Annotated in this window: 18 protein-coding genes and 2 pseudogenes; 6 read left to right on the forward strand and 14 right to left on the reverse strand. The window is 41.6% G+C overall.

The annotated features are described in order from the left end of the window. Window positions 1-94 precede the first annotated feature (94 nt). The 8 genes and pseudogenes from HMPREF2904_RS01750 to HMPREF2904_RS01785 all read right to left on the reverse strand — a co-directional run bounded on the left by HMPREF2904_RS01750 (window position 95) and on the right by HMPREF2904_RS01785 (window position 7,458). Window positions 95-409, reverse strand: a complete 315-nt coding sequence (locus tag HMPREF2904_RS01750) for a PTS cellobiose transporter subunit IIA (RefSeq protein WP_049474113.1) — start codon at window positions 407-409, stop codon at window positions 95-97. Window positions 410-418: 9 nt separating this feature from the next. Then, the gene (locus HMPREF2904_RS01755; protein ID WP_080978532.1) at window positions 419-2,395 is read right to left on the reverse strand and encodes a BglG family transcription antiterminator; all 1,977 of its coding nucleotides are present in this window, start codon (window positions 2,393-2,395) and stop codon (window positions 419-421) included. Window positions 2,396-2,546: 151 nt separating this feature from the next. Further along, window positions 2,547-2,861: a PTS cellobiose transporter subunit IIB gene (locus HMPREF2904_RS01760; protein ID WP_049474114.1), complete on the reverse strand. Its 315-nt coding sequence runs from the start codon at window positions 2,859-2,861 to the stop codon at window positions 2,547-2,549. 130 nt (window positions 2,862-2,991) lie between these two features. After that, the gene (locus HMPREF2904_RS01765; RefSeq protein WP_049474115.1) at window positions 2,992-3,231 is read right to left on the reverse strand and encodes a SemiSWEET transporter; all 240 of its coding nucleotides are present in this window, start codon (window positions 3,229-3,231) and stop codon (window positions 2,992-2,994) included. A gap of 2 nt (window positions 3,232-3,233) precedes the next feature. Continuing rightward, on the reverse strand, window positions 3,234-4,670 hold the full coding sequence (locus HMPREF2904_RS01770) for a 6-phospho-beta-glucosidase (RefSeq protein WP_049474116.1): 1,437 nt from the start codon (window positions 4,668-4,670) through the stop codon (window positions 3,234-3,236). 190 nt (window positions 4,671-4,860) lie between these two features. Continuing rightward, window positions 4,861-5,082: pseudogene (locus HMPREF2904_RS01775) on the reverse strand (PTS transporter subunit EIIB); the annotation flags it as partial. Window positions 5,083-5,436: 354 nt separating this feature from the next. Then, complete coding sequence (locus HMPREF2904_RS01780; RefSeq protein ID WP_070659585.1) at window positions 5,437-6,474, reverse strand: zinc-binding dehydrogenase; 1,038 nt, start codon at window positions 6,472-6,474, stop codon at window positions 5,437-5,439. Window positions 6,475-6,552: 78 nt separating this feature from the next. Next, window positions 6,553-7,458, reverse strand: a complete 906-nt coding sequence (locus HMPREF2904_RS01785) for a cation diffusion facilitator family transporter (RefSeq protein WP_031574571.1) — start codon at window positions 7,456-7,458, stop codon at window positions 6,553-6,555. 132 nt (window positions 7,459-7,590) lie between these two features. Between HMPREF2904_RS01785 and HMPREF2904_RS01790 the strand changes: the two genes are divergently transcribed. The 3 genes and pseudogenes from HMPREF2904_RS01790 to HMPREF2904_RS01800 all read left to right on the forward strand — a co-directional run bounded on the left by HMPREF2904_RS01790 (window position 7,591) and on the right by HMPREF2904_RS01800 (window position 8,979). After that, on the forward strand, window positions 7,591-8,130 hold the full coding sequence (locus tag HMPREF2904_RS01790; RefSeq protein ID WP_239683019.1) for a TetR/AcrR family transcriptional regulator: 540 nt from the start codon (window positions 7,591-7,593) through the stop codon (window positions 8,128-8,130). Between the two features lie 15 nt (window positions 8,131-8,145). Beyond that, on the forward strand, window positions 8,146-8,616 hold the full coding sequence (locus HMPREF2904_RS01795; RefSeq protein ID WP_049474121.1) for an HXXEE domain-containing protein: 471 nt from the start codon (window positions 8,146-8,148) through the stop codon (window positions 8,614-8,616). Window positions 8,617-8,650: 34 nt separating this feature from the next. Continuing rightward, window positions 8,651-8,979 (forward strand): annotated as a pseudogene (locus HMPREF2904_RS01800) (glucuronide permease). 48 nt (window positions 8,980-9,027) lie between these two features. Here the strand turns inward: HMPREF2904_RS01800 and HMPREF2904_RS01805 are convergent. After that, a complete protein-coding gene (locus HMPREF2904_RS01805; RefSeq protein ID WP_070659590.1) occupies window positions 9,028-9,966 on the reverse strand; it encodes an AEC family transporter in 939 nt (312 codons plus the stop codon). A 225-nt stretch (window positions 9,967-10,191) separates the two neighbouring features. Here HMPREF2904_RS01805 and HMPREF2904_RS11320 point away from each other — a divergent pair, with 225 nt between their 5' ends. Further along, on the forward strand, window positions 10,192-10,353 hold the full coding sequence (locus HMPREF2904_RS11320) for a hypothetical protein (RefSeq protein ID WP_176744598.1): 162 nt from the start codon (window positions 10,192-10,194) through the stop codon (window positions 10,351-10,353). Between the two features lie 224 nt (window positions 10,354-10,577). Here the strand turns inward: HMPREF2904_RS11320 and HMPREF2904_RS01810 are convergent, their stop codons facing one another. The 5 genes from HMPREF2904_RS01810 to HMPREF2904_RS01830 all read right to left on the reverse strand — a co-directional run bounded on the left by HMPREF2904_RS01810 (window position 10,578) and on the right by HMPREF2904_RS01830 (window position 14,881). Further along, window positions 10,578-11,378, reverse strand: a complete 801-nt coding sequence (locus HMPREF2904_RS01810; RefSeq protein ID WP_003005192.1) for an energy-coupling factor ABC transporter ATP-binding protein — start codon at window positions 11,376-11,378, stop codon at window positions 10,578-10,580. Further along, a complete protein-coding gene (locus HMPREF2904_RS01815) occupies window positions 11,365-12,201 on the reverse strand; it encodes an ABC transporter ATP-binding protein (protein ID WP_070659592.1) in 837 nt (278 codons plus the stop codon). Before HMPREF2904_RS01815 ends, HMPREF2904_RS01810 begins: the two co-directional genes overlap by 14 nt. Then, window positions 12,177-12,968 (reverse strand): energy-coupling factor transporter transmembrane component T, encoded by a 792-nt coding sequence (locus HMPREF2904_RS01820; RefSeq protein ID WP_176744599.1) that lies wholly within the window; start codon window positions 12,966-12,968, stop codon window positions 12,177-12,179. The genes HMPREF2904_RS01815 and HMPREF2904_RS01820 overlap by 25 nt, the downstream gene beginning before the upstream one ends. Continuing rightward, complete coding sequence (locus tag HMPREF2904_RS01825) at window positions 12,968-13,570, reverse strand: hypothetical protein (RefSeq protein ID WP_021153833.1); 603 nt, start codon at window positions 13,568-13,570, stop codon at window positions 12,968-12,970. Before HMPREF2904_RS01825 ends, HMPREF2904_RS01820 begins: the two co-directional genes overlap by 1 nt. Before the next feature lie 285 nt (window positions 13,571-13,855). Further along, on the reverse strand, window positions 13,856-14,881 hold the full coding sequence (locus HMPREF2904_RS01830) for an acyltransferase family protein (protein ID WP_070659596.1): 1,026 nt from the start codon (window positions 14,879-14,881) through the stop codon (window positions 13,856-13,858). Window positions 14,882-14,999: 118 nt separating this feature from the next. On the opposite strand from HMPREF2904_RS01830, the gene pabB reads away from it, so the two are divergent. Beyond that, window positions 15,000-16,727, forward strand: coding sequence for an aminodeoxychorismate synthase component I (gene pabB, locus HMPREF2904_RS01835; RefSeq protein ID WP_070659599.1), 1,728 nt, complete (start codon window positions 15,000-15,002; stop codon window positions 16,725-16,727). Next, a partial coding sequence (locus tag HMPREF2904_RS01840) for an alpha/beta fold hydrolase (protein WP_070659601.1) occupies window positions 16,727-17,303 on the forward strand: 577 nt, incomplete at its 3' end. The genes pabB and HMPREF2904_RS01840, both read left to right, overlap by 1 nt.

A 17,303-nucleotide genomic window follows, 5' to 3' on the forward strand; every position in this document is an offset into this window, starting at 1 on the left:
TTATTTGTCTAACTTTTTGGGGTCAGTACATTGTCGTTCAATTTCTTGTCGTTCTTTTTTATCCATTTTTACCTCCTTGTGTAAATATACAAATTTAGCCAACTTTCCTATAAAGAACTAACATTTCCTTCGCTACTTCTAACAAAGTCATCGTTGTCATTAAATGATCTTGAGCATGTACCATGATAATTTCAATTTTAATTTCTACGCCACTTGCATATTCATTTAGTAGTTTGGTTTGTGCATGATGAGCCTCCAGAATTATTTCATTTGATTTATTTAATTGATTCTCTGCTTCATCGAAACTACCTTCCCTCATCTTAGCAAATGCTTCATGTATTTCTGATCTTGCATTTCCCGAATGAAGAATAATTTCAAATGCCGCGACCTGTAGTTCTTCTTGATTCATACGAACCTCCTATGTTACGTTCTCAAATATTTTCATAAAATCTTCAAAATTATCGCAAGCTATTAATTGATTTTGCAAGTCCTCCTTCTCTGTTAGCGAAACAATTCTTTTAGTCACATCCGTCAATCCTTCATTACCATATATTGATGGCGATAAGAGAAAAACGAGTTGAACATTTGAGTTTTGATCATCCCAAAGCAAGGGATCTTTACAAATAGCAACCGCTATCTTTACATTTGTTCCTAAAGCCTGGATCGGATGTGGAACTGCAATCTTTTCAGAGAAAACTACCGAACTTAACTCCTCACGTTGTTGAATACCGTGTAGTAAAGAATCTTTAAAATTATACGATTCACCTCCAGATAAAACATCAGCCATTTTTGAAAGTAAACTTTTCTTATCTTGATTGAACCATATTAGAAAATTATCTTTACTAAAATACTGTTTTACATCTGAAGCGTCCCTGTTAATCTGCGAGCTTTTCATATGATTCGAAACCTGCATCTGATCCATCGCCTCTCGAATTTGAGCAATTTCATCATTTTTAAGGAAGACGCTAACCGTAAAAACCGGAACCTGAAAATAGAGATTTGATAAATCTACAGCGGATACAATAAAGTCAATGCCTTGGATTTTTTCTTGATTCAACTCGTAATATCCTATTACGTCAACAACTTCAAGTCGATTACCAAATTCTGCTTCCAAACGATTTCTAAGCATTTGAGCAGCGCCGAATCCCGATGCACAGATAGCAAGAACAGAAAATTTATCATTTTCTTTCCGACGCTCTATAGCAGCTAAAAAGTGAAGACTCACATATGCTATTTCATCATCTGATATAGACACCTGAGAGAATGTTTCCATATTCTCAAGGATTTCTTTAGTCATAAAGAATATGTCACTATAATTCTTTTTAACCTCATCTACCAAAGGATTATTGAGAGTAATTCGACTATCCAAACGAATTTGTAAAGTCATTAGATGTGTTATTAATCCCTCAAAAAGTTGAAAATCCGAAGAGAAATGATAAATGTCATCTAAGCCTAAAGCCTGAAAAGTCTGGACTAAAGACCTTTTCATTTCCTCTTTAGAAATTTTCATTTGAGTTTTTTGAGATAGTTGGCTTTTAGCCAATAAATGCAAAGTAATATAATCTACTTCTTGAACTGGAAATTCTTGATTTGAAACCTCACTTATCCTTGCGAGTATTTTCTTAGCAACTTTTCTTTCCGTGTCATTATTAGACATCTGGCAAGATAAATTTTTTATCTCAAATCCAGATTTGATGCGCACAATAGCTAGTGCTACATGAACAACCAAATTTTGTAAAACAAAATCTGATAACTTGAGTTTTGCATCATGACACTCTTCTAAAATAATTCTAGCTATTTCTTCTAATGATAGTGTTTGATCAAAAAAGTTAGATTGAACATGACAGTGTATTGTTTTAAAAAATTGATTACCCAAAAAATAGTTTATAATGAAGCGTCGTTTATCTCTTTCTTCTCCTGAAACATATACTCCCTTATTAGCTCTACTCTCAATCGATAAATCATACTCCGATAACATTCTTCGTATTTTTTTAAAATCATGAGATAAAGTTGAACGACTAACATAAAGTTCATCAGCTAAATCATCAAAAAGAACCGGGACTTGTTCAAAGAGCAATTTGTTTAATATAAAAGATAAACGATCATCACTTTTTGAAATGGAGGTTGTTGAATAAACTTCACTAAGTTCATAAGTTAACCGAAATTCTTGATATGCCTCTTGATTCTCAAAAAATAATTGGAATCCTTGTCCTTGCTTTGAAATCAGCTTAACACCCTGAATATTCATTGTCTGATCAATTAACTTGAGGATATTACGAACAGTTCTATCTGAACAGGATATGTGCTCTGCAAGTTCCTTACTTGTAACAAAACGCTCCTTATGCCTTATCAAGAATTGAAGGATGCTTTTTTCTTTAGAGTTTGACACAATCATACCCTCCTAAAATTCATGTTTTCACCTTCTTTTATAGGATATATCCGCACCTAAATGATTTACAATACTCACAAGTCTCAAATACGAAATCAATTTTAAATTCTTATTAATTGTCTCGCATTAATGTGGAGATATTGAATCTATTTTAAAACTAGATATTTTCAAGAATTAAATTAGCCATTTTTTCAATTCCCATTGGAATTGGAATATATGCTTGAGGAGGTATTTGTACTACCGGTTTCCCTACTCTGAGACCTGCTTCTTCAAATTGCTTAAAATACATTTTAGTTTGAGGGCTAACTAGATATAAATCAAAGCCTCCCGTTGCAATAGCTTTTCCTCCTTCGGTAGCACTAATAGCATCTACCTCAATATCTTGACCTTTACCTTTAAGAAATTCCGTTGTTTTCTTCGCCATAAGTGATGAAGACATTCCTGCCGCACAAATAATTAAAGCTTTTGCCATAACATTTCTCCTTATTTCAATTCCAATCATCTATATATTTGATTGAGTAGTTTGTTATCTATAATTCTATTATAGATCAAAGCGCTTACAATAACCATTCTTATTTTTTCCTAATCGATACGGAAAAAAACTATTTATACTTCAATTTATATAGCAAAATAGTACCAGATAGCAAAAACGAAATACTATTAGCCAAAATCAAAGGTAAGTCACCAATATGAAGCCCATGAGCAAGCCATAAAGCAATGCCAATAACCTGCATAATATACATCCCTAAGGCAATTGATTCGGTATCTTTTGTTTTTACTACACGCACAACTTGCGGCAAAAAAGCAAATGTTGTTAAAATTGCTGCAATGCTACCAATCATATTTATTCTACCGTTGCACCGTTAGATGCAATAACTTCTTTATACCAATTAAATGACTTTTTCGGTGAGCGTTCATAACTTCCCTGTCCATCATCATCTTTATCCACATAGATAAATCCGTAACGTTTCCTCATCTCACCGGTACCAGCTGAAACCAGGTCAATACAGCCCCAAGGTGTATAGCCCATTAAATCAACGCCATCTTCAACTACAGCTTTTTTCATTTCACGAATATGGGCACCTAAGTAATCAATTCGATAATCATCATGAACCATGCCATCTGCTTCAACTTGGTCTATGGCACCAAAACCATTTTCAACAATGAAGAGTGGTAAATGATAGTGATCAGTAAACCAGTTTAATGCATAACGTAAGCCCTCTGGGTCAATTTGCCACCCCCACTCAGATGCCTGAACATAATTATTTTTAACCAAATCTTCTGTTTCAAGATAATCGAAATAAGGGTTATTCTCACGATGAGAATCGATAGCAAAAGACATATAGTAGCTAAATCCAATATAGTCTACTGTTCCTTCAAGTAAATCCTCTTTATCTTGATCTGTAAAATCAACTGAAATTCCTTTACGTTGCCAATACTTGAGAATGTGTTCAGGATATTTACCAAAAACATGCACATCAGCAAAATAATAACGCTTCTGCATAGCTTTCATAGCCATTAAAACATCTTTAGGATTACAAGTTGCAGGATATATCGGGCACATGGCAATCATACAACCAATCTGAAAATCCGGATTGATTTCATGACCGAGTTTTACTGCTTTAGCAGAGGCTACTAACTCATAGTGTGCTGCTTGATACATGATAGCTTCTCGGTTATCACCCTCCTCATATACAATGCCTGAGTTCGTAAATGGTGCAAAATCTTCCTGGTAATTGGCTTGATTATTGATTTCATTAAACGTCATCCAATATTTAACTTTATCCTTATAACGCTTGAATACAACTTCCGCAAAACGAACAAAGAAATCAATCAATTTTCGATTTTTCCATCCACCATATTCCGTAACTAAATGATAAGGCATCTCAAAATGAGATAAAGTAATTACAGGCTCTATTCCATGTTTCAAGCACTCATCAAAAAGATCATCATAAAATTGCAAACCTTGTTCATTAGGCTCTAATTCATCACCTTTTGGGAAAATACGTGTCCAGGCAATCGATGTTCGGAAACATTTAAATCCCATTTCAGCAAAAAGTGCTATATCTCCTTTGTAACGATGGTAAAAATCTATTCCCTCATGGTTTGGATAATATTTGCCTTCCAAAACACCTGGGGTAATTTCACGAGCAACTCCATGGCGACCAGCTGTCATCACATCAGCAACACTAATTCCCTTGCCACCTTCTTGCCATCCTCCTTCAAGTTGATGAGCTGCAACAGCACCGCCCCACAAAAATCCATTTTTAAAAGTAGTCATCTTTTTTCCTCCTGGCTTTGATACTTTTATTATAAGCTTTACAATAAACAATGAAAATGTACTCTTTTTCCATAATATAACGGAAAAAAAGACTATTCTAAGCAACTATTACGTAAATCAGAAACTAATAATCAATGATTAGTACTCATTGGTTACATTTATAAATGTACAAATAAAGTCACTGATATACTATATGTTTCAAATCATTAAATATAAAAACCTGATATTGGCCACCTGCCTGAACAATTGTCACAATACCATCTCTTTCCATGAGATAGTCTGTATCTGCTTTACTCTCGTCCTTAAGAGAGAAGCGTAAACGAGTGACACAGTGTTTAACACTAGTAACATTATCACGTCCACCGACGTGATCAAGAATATCTTGAGCTAATTCTGTATAATCCTTAGCCATAATGGAGCCTCCTTTATTTTTAGGCCATCAGTCTGTTCCCATTCCCGGAAAATGGGTAACAAAAAAACTAAACAGATACCAAACAGAAAACACGCACAAAGAGGGCGATTTCTATCTTGTATATGCTTAGGTTTTACCTGCATGACCAGTAACAATCCATGGATTTAGTATAGTACATTATTTCTAAAATGCAAGCGCTTTTATAAACTATTTTAATTTTTTATTTGTCTTCTACTCATTTTATTCATGAACATCCTTGATAAATCAATGTTTTATAGCCTTTTTAAGATTTTAAAAAATTTTATGTACACCAAGTTAAAAGTCTAGCAGAAACGATTCTACTAGACTTTTTCGTTACTCTATCACAATCATAGCCTTAATGGTCTTGCGTTCGTCCATGTCTTTGTAGGCTTGATCAATCTCGTCCAAGCTATAGCTATGGGTGAAGACGCGTCCTGGATTGATATCGCCATCAAGGACGGCCTTGAGCAAAAACTGTTTGTCATAGGTGGTAACAGAGGCTGCTCCACCTGCCACGGAAATATTTTGCGCAAAGGTCGAACCAAGGGCACGGTTATTGTAGTGAGGGACACCCACGAAGCCTAAGCGACCACCATTATGAAGGACCCCAAGGGCTTGGTCGACAGCTGCCGCTGTACCGACACATTCAAGAGCGGCATCCGCTCCTCCACTAAGGATTTCACGAACCTTGGCAATCCCTTCTTCACCACGCTCAGCCACAACAGCTGTCGCACCTGACTCCAAAGCCATTTGTTGACGATCTTCGTGGCGACTCATAAGGACGATTTGCGATGCACCACGCATCTTAGCTGCAATGACAGCACATTGGCCAACAGCACCGTCACCAATAACGACAACCTTGTCACCTTTTTGCACATTAGCTACACGCGCTGCATGATAGCCCGTCGGCATGACATCAGCCAGCGTCAAGAAGGATTTGAGCATGGCTTCTGTATAATCAGATGGTTGCCCTGGAATTTTGACAAGGGCCCAATTGGCAAAGTGGAAACGGATGTACTCTGCTTGCGCCCCGTCAGACCAGTTGGTGCCGATATGGCGGTCACACGTCCCATCATAACCAGCACGACAGGCATCACACTCCCCACAACCATGGGTGAAAGGCGCGATAACAAAGTCTCCTGGTTTAACCGTTGTAATGGCTTCTCCGATTTCTTCGACAATCCCAATGGCTTCGTGGCCACTATTTTGATGCCCTGCTTCAATATCAGGATTGCGGTAGCTCCATAGATCGGATCCACAGACACAGGTACGAACGATGCGGAGAATGACATCATCCGGTGCTTCGATGCGTGGACGTTCTACTTCTACTAGACCCACTTGCCCAGCTTTTGTATAGACTGTTTTCTTCATAGGATTAACCTACTTTCTATTGCTTACTTATCTATAGTATACACTTTTTATCGAGCTTCTGCTCATACCAACTCGTCATTAATGGTGGTGATAATCATGCCCATGACCTTGATCAACTTCCAGTTCTTCGATCTTGCGTTTATGGGCTCGGTGGGTTGCCAGGTCTTCATCAACCTCAATGGTGACGTTTTGAAAACCACAATCTTTGAGCAAGGTACGAATCGCTTCTTTACAAACCTCCATGTGGTTGACATGCTCTAAACAAACATGGACAATGGCGTTCTTTTCCAGCCCATCCATGGTCCAGAGATTGAGCTGATTGATACTAGCCACGTGCTCCAACTGCTCCAAATCACTCTTCACTTGCTGGATATCTACTCCTTCTGGCACGGCATCGAGGAAAATCCTGAGCGTGCTCCAAAAACGTGGAATGGCTTTGGACAGAATAAAGATGGAAATAGCAAGAGACAAGAGAGGATCCAGAATATACCAATCGGTAAATCGGAGAACAATAGCCATTAGGATGACAGCCACCCAACCCAGAGTATCTTCCAGAAAATGCAGGCTAAGAATGGATTCGTTCTTGGTTTGCCCCTTGCGAATGACGAGACTCGCTAGCACATTGATGCTGACGGCTATGATTCCTAGCCAGAGGATGCCCTCATCGTTGACAGGTTGTGGATGAAAGAGTTTCGTTATATTTTCTAAAATGACTAAAACGGACCCTGTCATGAGAATCACTGCAGTTACCATAGCCCCTAAAAGGCTAAAGCGCTTGTAGCCCAAGGTATAGTGGCTGTCTTCTTCACGATTGGAAATACTCTCCAGAAAGGCGGAGATCCCAATAGCAATCGCATCTCCCAAGTCATGGACCGAATCCGCAAGGACTGCGCTAGATCCAAAAATCCCTCCTGCAATAAACTCAACAATGGCATAACTCAAATTCAAGAAAAAAGCGATCCAGACCGCATGTTTTGTCTTCATAATCCTATTTCCTTTGTTATAATAGATTCATGAACATCATGTTCATTATCATTATCTAACATTCACAACAGAAAGGATAGGGGCAAACCGTTTAGGGTGTACGTTACTGAACAGTTTGTTCTAAGTGTCCATATGACAGCACAGGATCGTCGCATCACCAAAACTCGAAAAGCTATCTATCAGGCTTTCTTACACTTACTCAACCAAAAAGACTACGAGGCCATCACGGTTCAAGAAATCATAGACCTTGCTGATGTGGGGCGCTCGACCTTTTACAGTCATTACGAGAGCAAGGAATTACTACTGGATGAACTCTGCCAAAAGCTCTTTCACCATCTCTTTGAGCGTGCTGAACACCTCTCTCCACAAGACTACCTGGCTCATATCTTCCAGCATTTCAAAAAAAATCAAGACCATGTGACTAGTCTCTTGCTCTCTAAAAATGATTATTTTATCCGGCAACTGCGAAAAGAGCTAGAACATGATGTCTATCCAATGGTGGCTGATGAACTGATCAAGACTCATCCTACTATTCCTCATTCTTATCTCAAGCACCTTGTCGTTACTAACTTCATTGAAACCCTCAGCTGGTGGTTGAAAAAAGGCAAATCTTACACAGAACAAGAAGCCGTTCAGTTTTATTTAGAGATTCTGAAAGTGGGTTCGAACTAGAAAGGGGTGTTTTTAATGTCCATCGTGCAATTTTACTTTTTATTTCCAGCACTCTTCATGCTTCACGAACTCGAAGAAATCGTTTGGATGCCATCCTTTTTCAAAAAAATATCAATCCAGTATCCAAACAATCGAATCCTATCTTATTACACTCCTTTTGCTTTCAATGCCATTGTCTTGGAGCAATTTCTGATCCTAATGACGTCGCTATATCTTAGTTACCAGTTTAACAACTATAGCATTTACGCAAGCATCATAATCGCTTATATCTACCATGTGTTCGGACATCTGATTCAAACAATCGTTATACGAAAATATGTGCCTGGATTGTTGACGGGCATTTTAACGAGTTTGCTTGCTCTTTGCAATCTCAAAAATGAATTTCCAATTAAACTTTATGGTTACTCTCTTTTTACCTTATTGGTTATTATTTTAAATCTTGTAGTATCATTTATGATTCTTCATAAAATCAGTCATAAAAAATAGTACTCAGGCAATCATATCTTAGAAAGGAAACCCTATGTTCTTCCCCATTCTTCTCGACTTTTTTACAGCCTTCTTTGCCCTTGCTTTTGTTCTTCTTCACTTATTGGCTTCTCTTTCTGAAGTTAAAAAAGGGAATCACACTCTAGGAAATACATTTCTCCTCATCGGAAGTAGCCTTGCGACCTTATCTCTCATCCTCTACTTCTTTTTACCGATTGTCGCTCTAGTCCTTTGGCTGATCGGCTGTGGTTTGATTTGCTACGGGGCCTATTGGAATGGAAAACACAAAGGAAACTTCCACCCAGTCCACCATCTGATTCGGATGGGCATCGGGTGATTACAATTTTATTAGCTCTCATATAAGAAAAGCTCAAGTTTTCAAAAAACTTGAGCTTTTGTAGTTTCTATTTGTTAAGCCATCAACAGCATGAGAAAAGGGATCACCACCATGGTTGCAAGGGTCGTCTCTGTCACCATGACCGCTGCATAATCACTATCAGCTCCGTAGAGTCTGGCAACAACTGGCGCATTGGTCATCACAGGCATGGCGGACTGGATGATAAAGACTTGCTTCATCAAGCTTGGAAGAGGTGCCCAGTAAACAATGGTCGCCATCAAAAGTGGGGCAACCACGAAGCGACCTAACAGAATTAAGAATTGGTCTTTTTTCAGAGTCAGCTGTTTTAGTCCTGCATTGGACACTGACAAACCGATGAATATCATGGATAAAGGGGTTGTTAAATTGCCCAGATACTGCAAATCACTGGCTAGAAAGGCTGGCAACTTGATCTGCAGCATCACCATGACTAGCCCCAAGATAAAGCCCATGAGGGGCGGAGAAAAGACTTTTTTCAGACTCGTTTTGAGATCAAACTGCGCTTCTCCCTCACCATCCCGCTGAATCAGATAGGTCCCCAAAGTCCAGAAAAAGGTCGTATTACACATGTAATAGATCAAAACATAGGGAATGCTGGCATCTCCAAAAAGGGCTTGGTTAATGGGAAGCCCCACGAAAATCGTATTGGAGTTAAAAAACATGGAAATAAAGAGGCCACGATGGTCCTGTCTCACTGCAAAGATCCTGGCTACTCCTGTCGCGATGCCAAGCAAAATAACCATAGACAGGGCAGGAAACCGCAAGGCTGGCAACATTTTAAGTAGATCTGCTGCTGTGAAGCGCTGCGTGATGGTGTAGAGCATATAGCAGGGAAGAGCAACTTGAGTGACCAATTTAGCGAGTAGGTCACGCGACTTGTCATCGAACCAGCCTTTTTCACCAATGACAAAGCCCACTAAAATCATGCCCATGATGACCAGGATCCCTGATATGCTCCTCAAAAAGATGTCCATGTTCTCCCCTTTTCTTTTTATAAATTTGAACTAGAAAATCACATTTTTTACAAGTCTCAAAAACTACTCTAGTATATCATAAAAAGAGGTGGGGCAATATGCCCAACCTCATGTATTTTATTAATTGCCACTAATATCCCTTCTTAGCCGCCTTGCTCCATTGGTACCAACCAACTAGACTGTTGATAAGGTAAATCAAGAAAAACCAATAAAATGGTGGGGACTATGGCGAAAATAGATGATTCAGTTAAAAAGAAAGTTCCAGAATTGCGATTTAAAGGATTCACGGATGAATGGGAACAGCGTAAGTCGGGAGACGAAGTTCGAATAGTGATGGGACAGTCTCCTAATTCAGAAAATTATACTGATGATCCTAATGGGCGCTAAAAATGCGAAGACCTTTGAAGACCTATTTTGTATTAGTCAAACAAAAGATCCAAAAGAAATGGTATATGATTATGACCATGAAACAAAGTAAAACCAAACCGAGTGATCTGAGGAAGCACCCGATGATCATGAAACGTTATTAAACACAAAAGTCACCCATGTGAGTTCTTGCCAGAAGCTGAAGTTAATCCTTCAACCTGGAAAACCCGCAGAGGTGACTTTTTCTATACATCTCGATTTTTCTGGTAATAATCATTAACCGATAAATATGTCTGTGAATCACCCAGCGACTCCGCTATGTCCATAATCCGCGGTGGTAGTAATCCCACTCGCTGGACAAGTTCGTGATCGCTGAACAATTCCCGTGGACTGCCGGCGAAGCCAAACTTCCCGTGTTCCATAACATACACCGACTCAAACTCGGCGGCGACCCAATCCATGTCATGGGTGATGGTCACAACTTGGTGGCCCGAATCAGCCAACTGATGGAAAATTGCGGTCAACTTGCGCCGGCTTTCCCAATCAAGCGACATCATCGGCTCATCAAATAAATAAATCGCCGGATCCACTGCCAAAACTGTGGCAACGCTCAACAGCTTGCGTTCCGACAATGACAGGTCATATGGACTTTCAGCTGTTTTATCATCCAAGCCAACTCTTTTTAGAGCCGCTAAAGCCCGCCTCGTAATCGTGTCGTGGTCATCCATGACCTGCGCGACACTCCACTCCACCTCTCGTTGAACGGTCGGGTTGAAAAGCTGATCGTCAGGATTCTGAAAAGTAATCCCAACCTTCAGTAACTTTTCGACTGGTTTAAGATCATTAAAATTTTCTCCATCGATCTTAATCACACCGGTTTGTGGTGTCAGCAAGCCCGTCAACAATTTGAAGAGCGTTGATTTGCCGGCACCATTTTGGCCGACAATCGCCACCATCGGATCGGCGAAGTGTTTGTCTTCGACATCCAAGCTAAAGGACCGTTCCGGATAAGTGAACGTCAGGTGGTTCAGTTCAATTGTGGACATAAAAAACCTCCTTCAGTTCAGCGTCATTCACCGGATACCGGCCATCAGCCAAGTGCCAATCCATTTTTTGAGCAAGTTGCTGGATTGTCGGGGCTGGAACCTGCCAGTCAGCTGCCAAATGATTAAACACCTCACCCGGCTTGCCCTGGGCTACCATTTGACCCTCGTGCAGCACCCACACAACGTCGGCGACTTCGCACAAATCGTCAATTTCACTGGTGACAATGAAGACAGTCGTCTCTTTGACTTGGGCCAGCCATTGGAAAAATTGTCGGCGGCCAAGGGGATCCATCTGACTGGTCGGATCATCCATAATCAAAACAGCCGGGTTAGCCGCAATCGCCGTGGCAATTGCCAACCGCTGGCTCTGACCACCGGAAAGGCTCTCGGGACGCAAATTCAGCTGTTCAATCAGCCCCATTTGCGTGGCAACTTCTTCAACCCGTTTTTGAATCAGTCCTTCAGCCATTCCCTGATTAATCAAGTCAAAGGCGATTTCATCGGCAACCGTGTCTGCCAACCCGCTTAGTTGGCCAGCTGGATTTTGCAGTACAACTCCATTCATGGCATTATAAACGGGCCAATTGTCGGACACTCGCTGGCCAAACATGTGCCAGTCGCCCTCAATCTCAGCAGACACCATTTTGGGAATGACCCCTGCCAGCACACGGCACAAAGTCGATTTGCCGGAGTGGCTATTCCCGATAATCCCAACCACCTGGCCGGTATGAACCTCCGCGTTAATCTGACGCAGTTGTGGTTGCTCAGTACCCGGATAACGGGTGGTCAAATTTTCAATTACAATCCGTTTATCTTCGTCCATATCTTCCACCCAATCAATAAAATTGCCAATCCAGTCAGACCAATGTGCAGCGTCCGCGACAGGCGATACTCGCGCTGGGAGGTTCTGACAGTCCGGTTGAGATTATCAAAACCTCTCAGTTGGAGAGAAATCGACCGCGCCATCGATTGATCCAAGGTCTTAATCACCAATGGAATTAGAACCGGCAGGACTGACTTTAATTTCTGAATCAACGTTTTTTGCGGATTGGTTCCGCGAACTTTTTGTGCCTGCTGGATTTTCCGCATATTGCGCATCATTTCCGGCAAAATATAACACACCGACATCAGAACGTAGACGGTTTTATAAGACAATCCGGACAGTTCCAAATAGGCCGCGTTTTCTGAAATACTCGTGGTCACCATAAAAAAGCCACTGGTCAAAATAATCACCAATACTCGACAACCCAGAGTGGTGGCGTAAATCAGGCCTTCTTTGTAGAACGACACCCCAAGCACAGAAAACAGCACAGTTTGATTCCGACTGTAAAATAACCCTTGGATGATCAGCATGGTGCAAATCAGAAACAGGCTGAATCCCAGCGCCTTAAAGATGGTAGAACTCAATTTGGAAAATAACAATAGCAGTGTTGCGACAAGAATTAATCCGGCCTGAAGCAATAAATTCATACTGGCAAAGCTCAACAACGTCATGTCCAAGATGAACAAGAGCTTAGTAATCGGATCGATCACCTGGTACCACTTGAGCTTGACCCGTGGCGCTCCAGAAATCAATGTTTGATCAGTCATCATTTATCACCGCTAAAGAAGTGCACCATCCGCTTCGGCAGCTGACGATAGATGAAGAATGCCAGGTAGGCCACGCAGACTTTATCCAAAATATCCAAGACAAACTCATCGGTAAATGAGGCCAGCCACACTGGTGCATGATTGGCGACCATTACCGCAAACAATGAGTCACCCCAAGCGATACCGGTCTGACCACCCCAAAAGATGACGTTGAGTGGCGTTGAAATGACAGCTGAAACGATGGCAATAATAATAGCAGAAACAAATACTCGTCGCGCTGACGAGAACCACCCATTGGCGTGCAAAACTCCGACAGCAATCCCAATTCCGATGCTGGTAATCGCATACACGGTTGAAATTGGCGATAAGGTCAGCCCATAGATCACGTTGTTGATGAAACCACTGATGGCACCGGCAACCGGCCCAGCCAACATGCTGGCAAGAAAGGTTCCCAAAGACCCCAGCCAAACGGGCAACTTTAACCCCTCCGCCAAGGCTTTGGCAACATAGTTAATCCCCACGGCAGCGGGAATCAAAGTCATGGTGGCAGCACTTAACTTAAATTTCCACATACTGGTACGATGAATCGGTTCTGTTTTCATAATCTTCTCCTTTTGTTTTTAAAGAGCCGTGTCTGTTTAGACTTTCGGACGCAACGCTCTATAGATTTTTGATTTGAACCGCTTCACCTTTCACAGATCCCTTAGCCGACATCAGGGTTTCTCTTGAAAAGGATTGTTCAACAGTTCACAACTAATCATACGCCTATTTCATCAGAAGTCAAGAATTTTCTGAAGTTTTCTTGAAAACGTTCGGGAATTGAAAAAAGCTACACAAAGCTAGAGGAAATTGCCCTTACTAAGTCATAAAAAAGACTTCACCTTATCCTAGATTGGTGAAGTTTTTTGATTTTTCTTTTTATCTTGAAGCCACAGCATAGCTAGTCCGAAAAGGTGGCTGCCAAACAGGGCGGTCACAAAAATCAGCTTGCCCCTGTCTGGATAAGAGAGTGGGAGAGATCTAAAGCCATGGCGTGCCAACTCGATAAAGATCGGATGCGAAAAGTAAAGAGCTATACTCATCTGCTTTAAATACTGTAAATCATAACTTTTCAAAAAGGACGATCGCAGGCAGGCATTGACAAAATAAACGGTCACAAAGGGAAGGAGAAAGAAAAAGTTCTTATCAATTCCTTCATGTTGAAAAATGATAATTCCTTCTAGACAGAGCAAACCAAAGGCAAGAGCAAGCTTTTCCCAACGGTGAATTCTAAAAGTTTGTGCATGAAAATGATCATACAGATAGTATCCCATATAAATAAAAATGGGCGTGTAAAAGAGACCATTTCGCGCTGTAAAAAATAAATTGCTGTAGAGCTGGTAACCTTTGAGAAGACTTGTGGTGTCCAGATAAGCCGAATAGGTCTCGATCAAGCCCCAGCAGTAAAGAAGAAAGGTGATCAACCCCGTCCAAACCATACCTAGGTGTTTGACCAATTGATTGACCAAAAACAAACCCAGCAAAAAGGCTGGGATATACCAGAGTTGGTAGCACATCCCCAGATAGATCAGTGCAATGAGAACACCTGCTGGAAAAAGATAGATAGGAAGATGGAGACTAGAGAAAAAGAGCCAGGCATAAGGAAGGTAAACAAAACTCCAAAACAAATAGGTTTTTACGATTTTGACCAGATAGGCCTTCATTTTCTGAGAATTCCCTAGGGATTGCTTGAGGAAAAAGCTGGCACAGACGATAAAAAATGGCACCGCTAGCCGGCCGAGCATACTCTTAAGACCAAAATGCAGTGGCTCATAGGAGGTCAAGCGACCACTATGCACCAAAATCACTGCAATCGCAAAGAGGTATTGAAAAAAGCTGATACTAGAGGTGTTATAGAGAAGATTCTTTTGCATGGTCCTACTCCTTGCCCAAAGCAGTTGCTATGGTTATTTTAGCATGAAAGGGAAGGTCAAGCAAGGAATCTTACATCCTTATCTACCTTTTTTCCTCTATTTTTGATATACTCAAAGCATGCATAAACAAACCATCATTGATTTTAAAGAGCTTGGTTTACGCCACCTTTTCACCAAGCCCATAAAGGAATTAAAAACTAGAAACCTCGACCAGGTAGAGGATCTTCTTAGAGAAGTCGAAGCCTACCAGAAGCAAGGCTTTTATGCTGTTGGCTATGTCAGCTACGAGGCTGCTCCTGCTTTTGAGAAGAAGTTTGCTGTCCATCCAGCACCTCTTATGGGAGAGTATCTCCTCTATTTTACTATCCACGAGGAGGTCGAAACCCTTCCTTTTCCAGAGGACTATGAAGCTGTGGATCTTCCAGCCAATTGGAAGGAAGAGGTAGAGGCGCCTGCTTATCAAGAAGCCATCAAGACCATCCATCACCATATTCGCCAGGGAGATACCTACCAGGTCAACTACACTGTCCAGCTTTCTCAAGAGCTAAAGTCTGATCCTTTGGCCATCTATAATCGCTTGGTGGTAGAGCAAAAGGCCCATTACAATGCCTTCATCCAGCACGATGATGTCTCCATTCTCTCTATCAGTCCTGAGCTCTTTTTTGAGCAAGACGACCGGCTACTGACCACGCGCCCTATGAAAGGAACGACACACCGTGGTCTCACTAACCAAGAGGATCTTCAAGAGGCTGCTTGGTTAGAAGCCGATCCGAAAAATCGAGCAGAAAACATGATGATCGTCGACCTCCTTCGCAATGACATGAACCGGATTTCGGAGATTGGAAGTGAGCAGGTGACCCGTCTTTGCCAAGTCGAGCAATACTCCACCGTTTGGCAGATGACCTCGACCATTGAAAGTCGCTTACGAGCTAAGGTCGACCTGGTCCAAACCTTCCGAGCTCTCTTTCCTTGTGGCTCGATTACAGGAGCACCGAAGATCTCCACTATGGAAATCATCCACAAGACGGAGAAGGCTCCTCGAGGTGTCTACTGTGGAACGATCGGCATCCTTCTTCCAAAAGGGAAACGGATTTTTAATGTAGCCATCCGGACCCTTCAAATGCAGGGAGATCAAGCCATCTATGGCGTGGGAGGAGGCATCACTTGGGACAGCAAATGGGAAGGTGAATACCAGGAAACCAAGCAAAAATCAGCTGTCCTTTACCGGCAAGAGCCTCGCTTTGAGCTCCTGACAACTGGCCGCATCCACCAAGGAGAGTTGACTTTCCTCGACCAACATGTAACACGCATGAGAGAAGCTAGTTGCTACTTTGCCTATCCTTATGATGAGTCGAAGCTCCTGAAAGAACTTCAAGAAGAACTCGCTCATTTAGATCTCAACCTTGACTATCGTTGTCGGATTGCCTTGCAAAAAAACGGGACCTTTCACCTAGTAATCACGGAGCTGACCGACTTGCCCGCTAGCTATCTACAGGCCCAACTGACAGAGCAGAAGCTTGATTTAGCGACGCCATTTACTTATTTCAAAACGAGTCAGAGAGACCATCTCAACCAGTCAGATCACGAGCAAATTTTCCATCTGCCAGACGGAACCTTGCTAGAGACGACGATTGGCAATCTGGTGCTGGAGATAGAGGGACAACTCTATACCCCACCAGCTCACCTCCCCTTACTCGATGGCATTTATCGGCGCCATCTTCTTGAGACCCAGCAAGTTGAAGAAAAACTCTTAACTCTGAACGATTTAACAGACGCTGATCGTATTTATGCCTGCAATGCTCTTCGTGGTCTCTACGAACTCGATTTTCAAAGAAAGGATTCCTGATGAAACTAATTTTTTTACATGGACTAGGGCAAGATGTCCTCTCTTGGCAAGGAGTCCAATTTGCACTTTCACCCTTGCACTCCAAAACTTTTGATATTTTCTCCCATCCAAAAGAAAGCTATCAGGAAGTCAAAGAAAGGTTGATGGAGCGCCTCCAGCAAGAAAGCGAACCCTTTATTCTGGTAGGACTCTCACTAGGTGGCGTGCTCGCTCTGGATCTCTCCAGACAAGACTTTCCGCAACTCAAGGGCTTGGTCCTTGCGGGAACTCAATACAAACTCAACACCAATCCCCTCTATCGGCTCCAGATCCTTCTCTTTCGTCTACTTCCCAAGCATGTCTTTGAAAAACAAGATGCCAATAAACAACAGATGCTTCAAATCTTGACCGAATTAAAAGGGCTCAATTTAACCGATACCGCTAAAGCTTGCCCTCTTCCTAGCTTGGTTGTTTGTGGTAGCAGAGATTGGGCCAATCAATCTTCTTCTAAAAAATTGGCCAAGCTCCTGCCAAAAGGCCGCTATCAAGAAATCGCAGACGGAGACCATCTACTCAATACCGAGAAACCCTATGAAC

It is taken from the genome of Streptococcus sp. HMSC072G04 (assembly GCF_001813295.1).
Lineage (GTDB): Bacteria > Bacillota > Bacilli > Lactobacillales > Streptococcaceae > Streptococcus.

Coding starts and splice junctions, on each gene's coding strand:
- HMPREF2904_RS01830 (WP_070659596.1), bottom strand. CDS start 14,881: ATGCAAAAGAATCTTCTCTATAACACCTCTAGTATCAGCTTTTTTCAA.
- HMPREF2904_RS01810 (WP_003005192.1), bottom strand. CDS start 11,378: ATGTCCACAATTGAACTGAACCACCTGACGTTCACTTATCCGGAACGG.
- HMPREF2904_RS01760 (WP_049474114.1), bottom strand. CDS start 2,861: ATGGCAAAAGCTTTAATTATTTGTGCGGCAGGAATGTCTTCATCACTT.
- HMPREF2904_RS01765 (WP_049474115.1), bottom strand. CDS start 3,231: ATGATTGGTAGCATTGCAGCAATTTTAACAACATTTGCTTTTTTGCCG.
- HMPREF2904_RS11320 (WP_176744598.1), top strand. CDS start 10,192: ATGGCGAAAATAGATGATTCAGTTAAAAAGAAAGTTCCAGAATTGCGA.
- HMPREF2904_RS01795 (WP_049474121.1), top strand. CDS start 8,146: ATGTCCATCGTGCAATTTTACTTTTTATTTCCAGCACTCTTCATGCTT.
- HMPREF2904_RS01770 (WP_049474116.1), bottom strand. CDS start 4,670: ATGACTACTTTTAAAAATGGATTTTTGTGGGGCGGTGCTGTTGCAGCT.
- HMPREF2904_RS01755 (WP_080978532.1), bottom strand. CDS start 2,395: ATGATTGTGTCAAACTCTAAAGAAAAAAGCATCCTTCAATTCTTGATA.
- HMPREF2904_RS01750 (WP_049474113.1), bottom strand. CDS start 409: ATGAATCAAGAAGAACTACAGGTCGCGGCATTTGAAATTATTCTTCAT.
- pabB (WP_070659599.1), top strand. CDS start 15,000: ATGCATAAACAAACCATCATTGATTTTAAAGAGCTTGGTTTACGCCAC.
- HMPREF2904_RS01780 (WP_070659585.1), bottom strand. CDS start 6,474: ATGAAGAAAACAGTCTATACAAAAGCTGGGCAAGTGGGTCTAGTAGAA.
- HMPREF2904_RS01825 (WP_021153833.1), bottom strand. CDS start 13,570: ATGAAAACAGAACCGATTCATCGTACCAGTATGTGGAAATTTAAGTTA.
- HMPREF2904_RS01815 (WP_070659592.1), bottom strand. CDS start 12,201: ATGGACGAAGATAAACGGATTGTAATTGAAAATTTGACCACCCGTTAT.
- HMPREF2904_RS01785 (WP_031574571.1), bottom strand. CDS start 7,458: ATGAAGACAAAACATGCGGTCTGGATCGCTTTTTTCTTGAATTTGAGT.
- HMPREF2904_RS01820 (WP_176744599.1), bottom strand. CDS start 12,968: ATGACTGATCAAACATTGATTTCTGGAGCGCCACGGGTCAAGCTCAAG.
- HMPREF2904_RS01790 (WP_239683019.1), top strand. CDS start 7,591: ATGACAGCACAGGATCGTCGCATCACCAAAACTCGAAAAGCTATCTAT.
- HMPREF2904_RS01805 (WP_070659590.1), bottom strand. CDS start 9,966: ATGGACATCTTTTTGAGGAGCATATCAGGGATCCTGGTCATCATGGGC.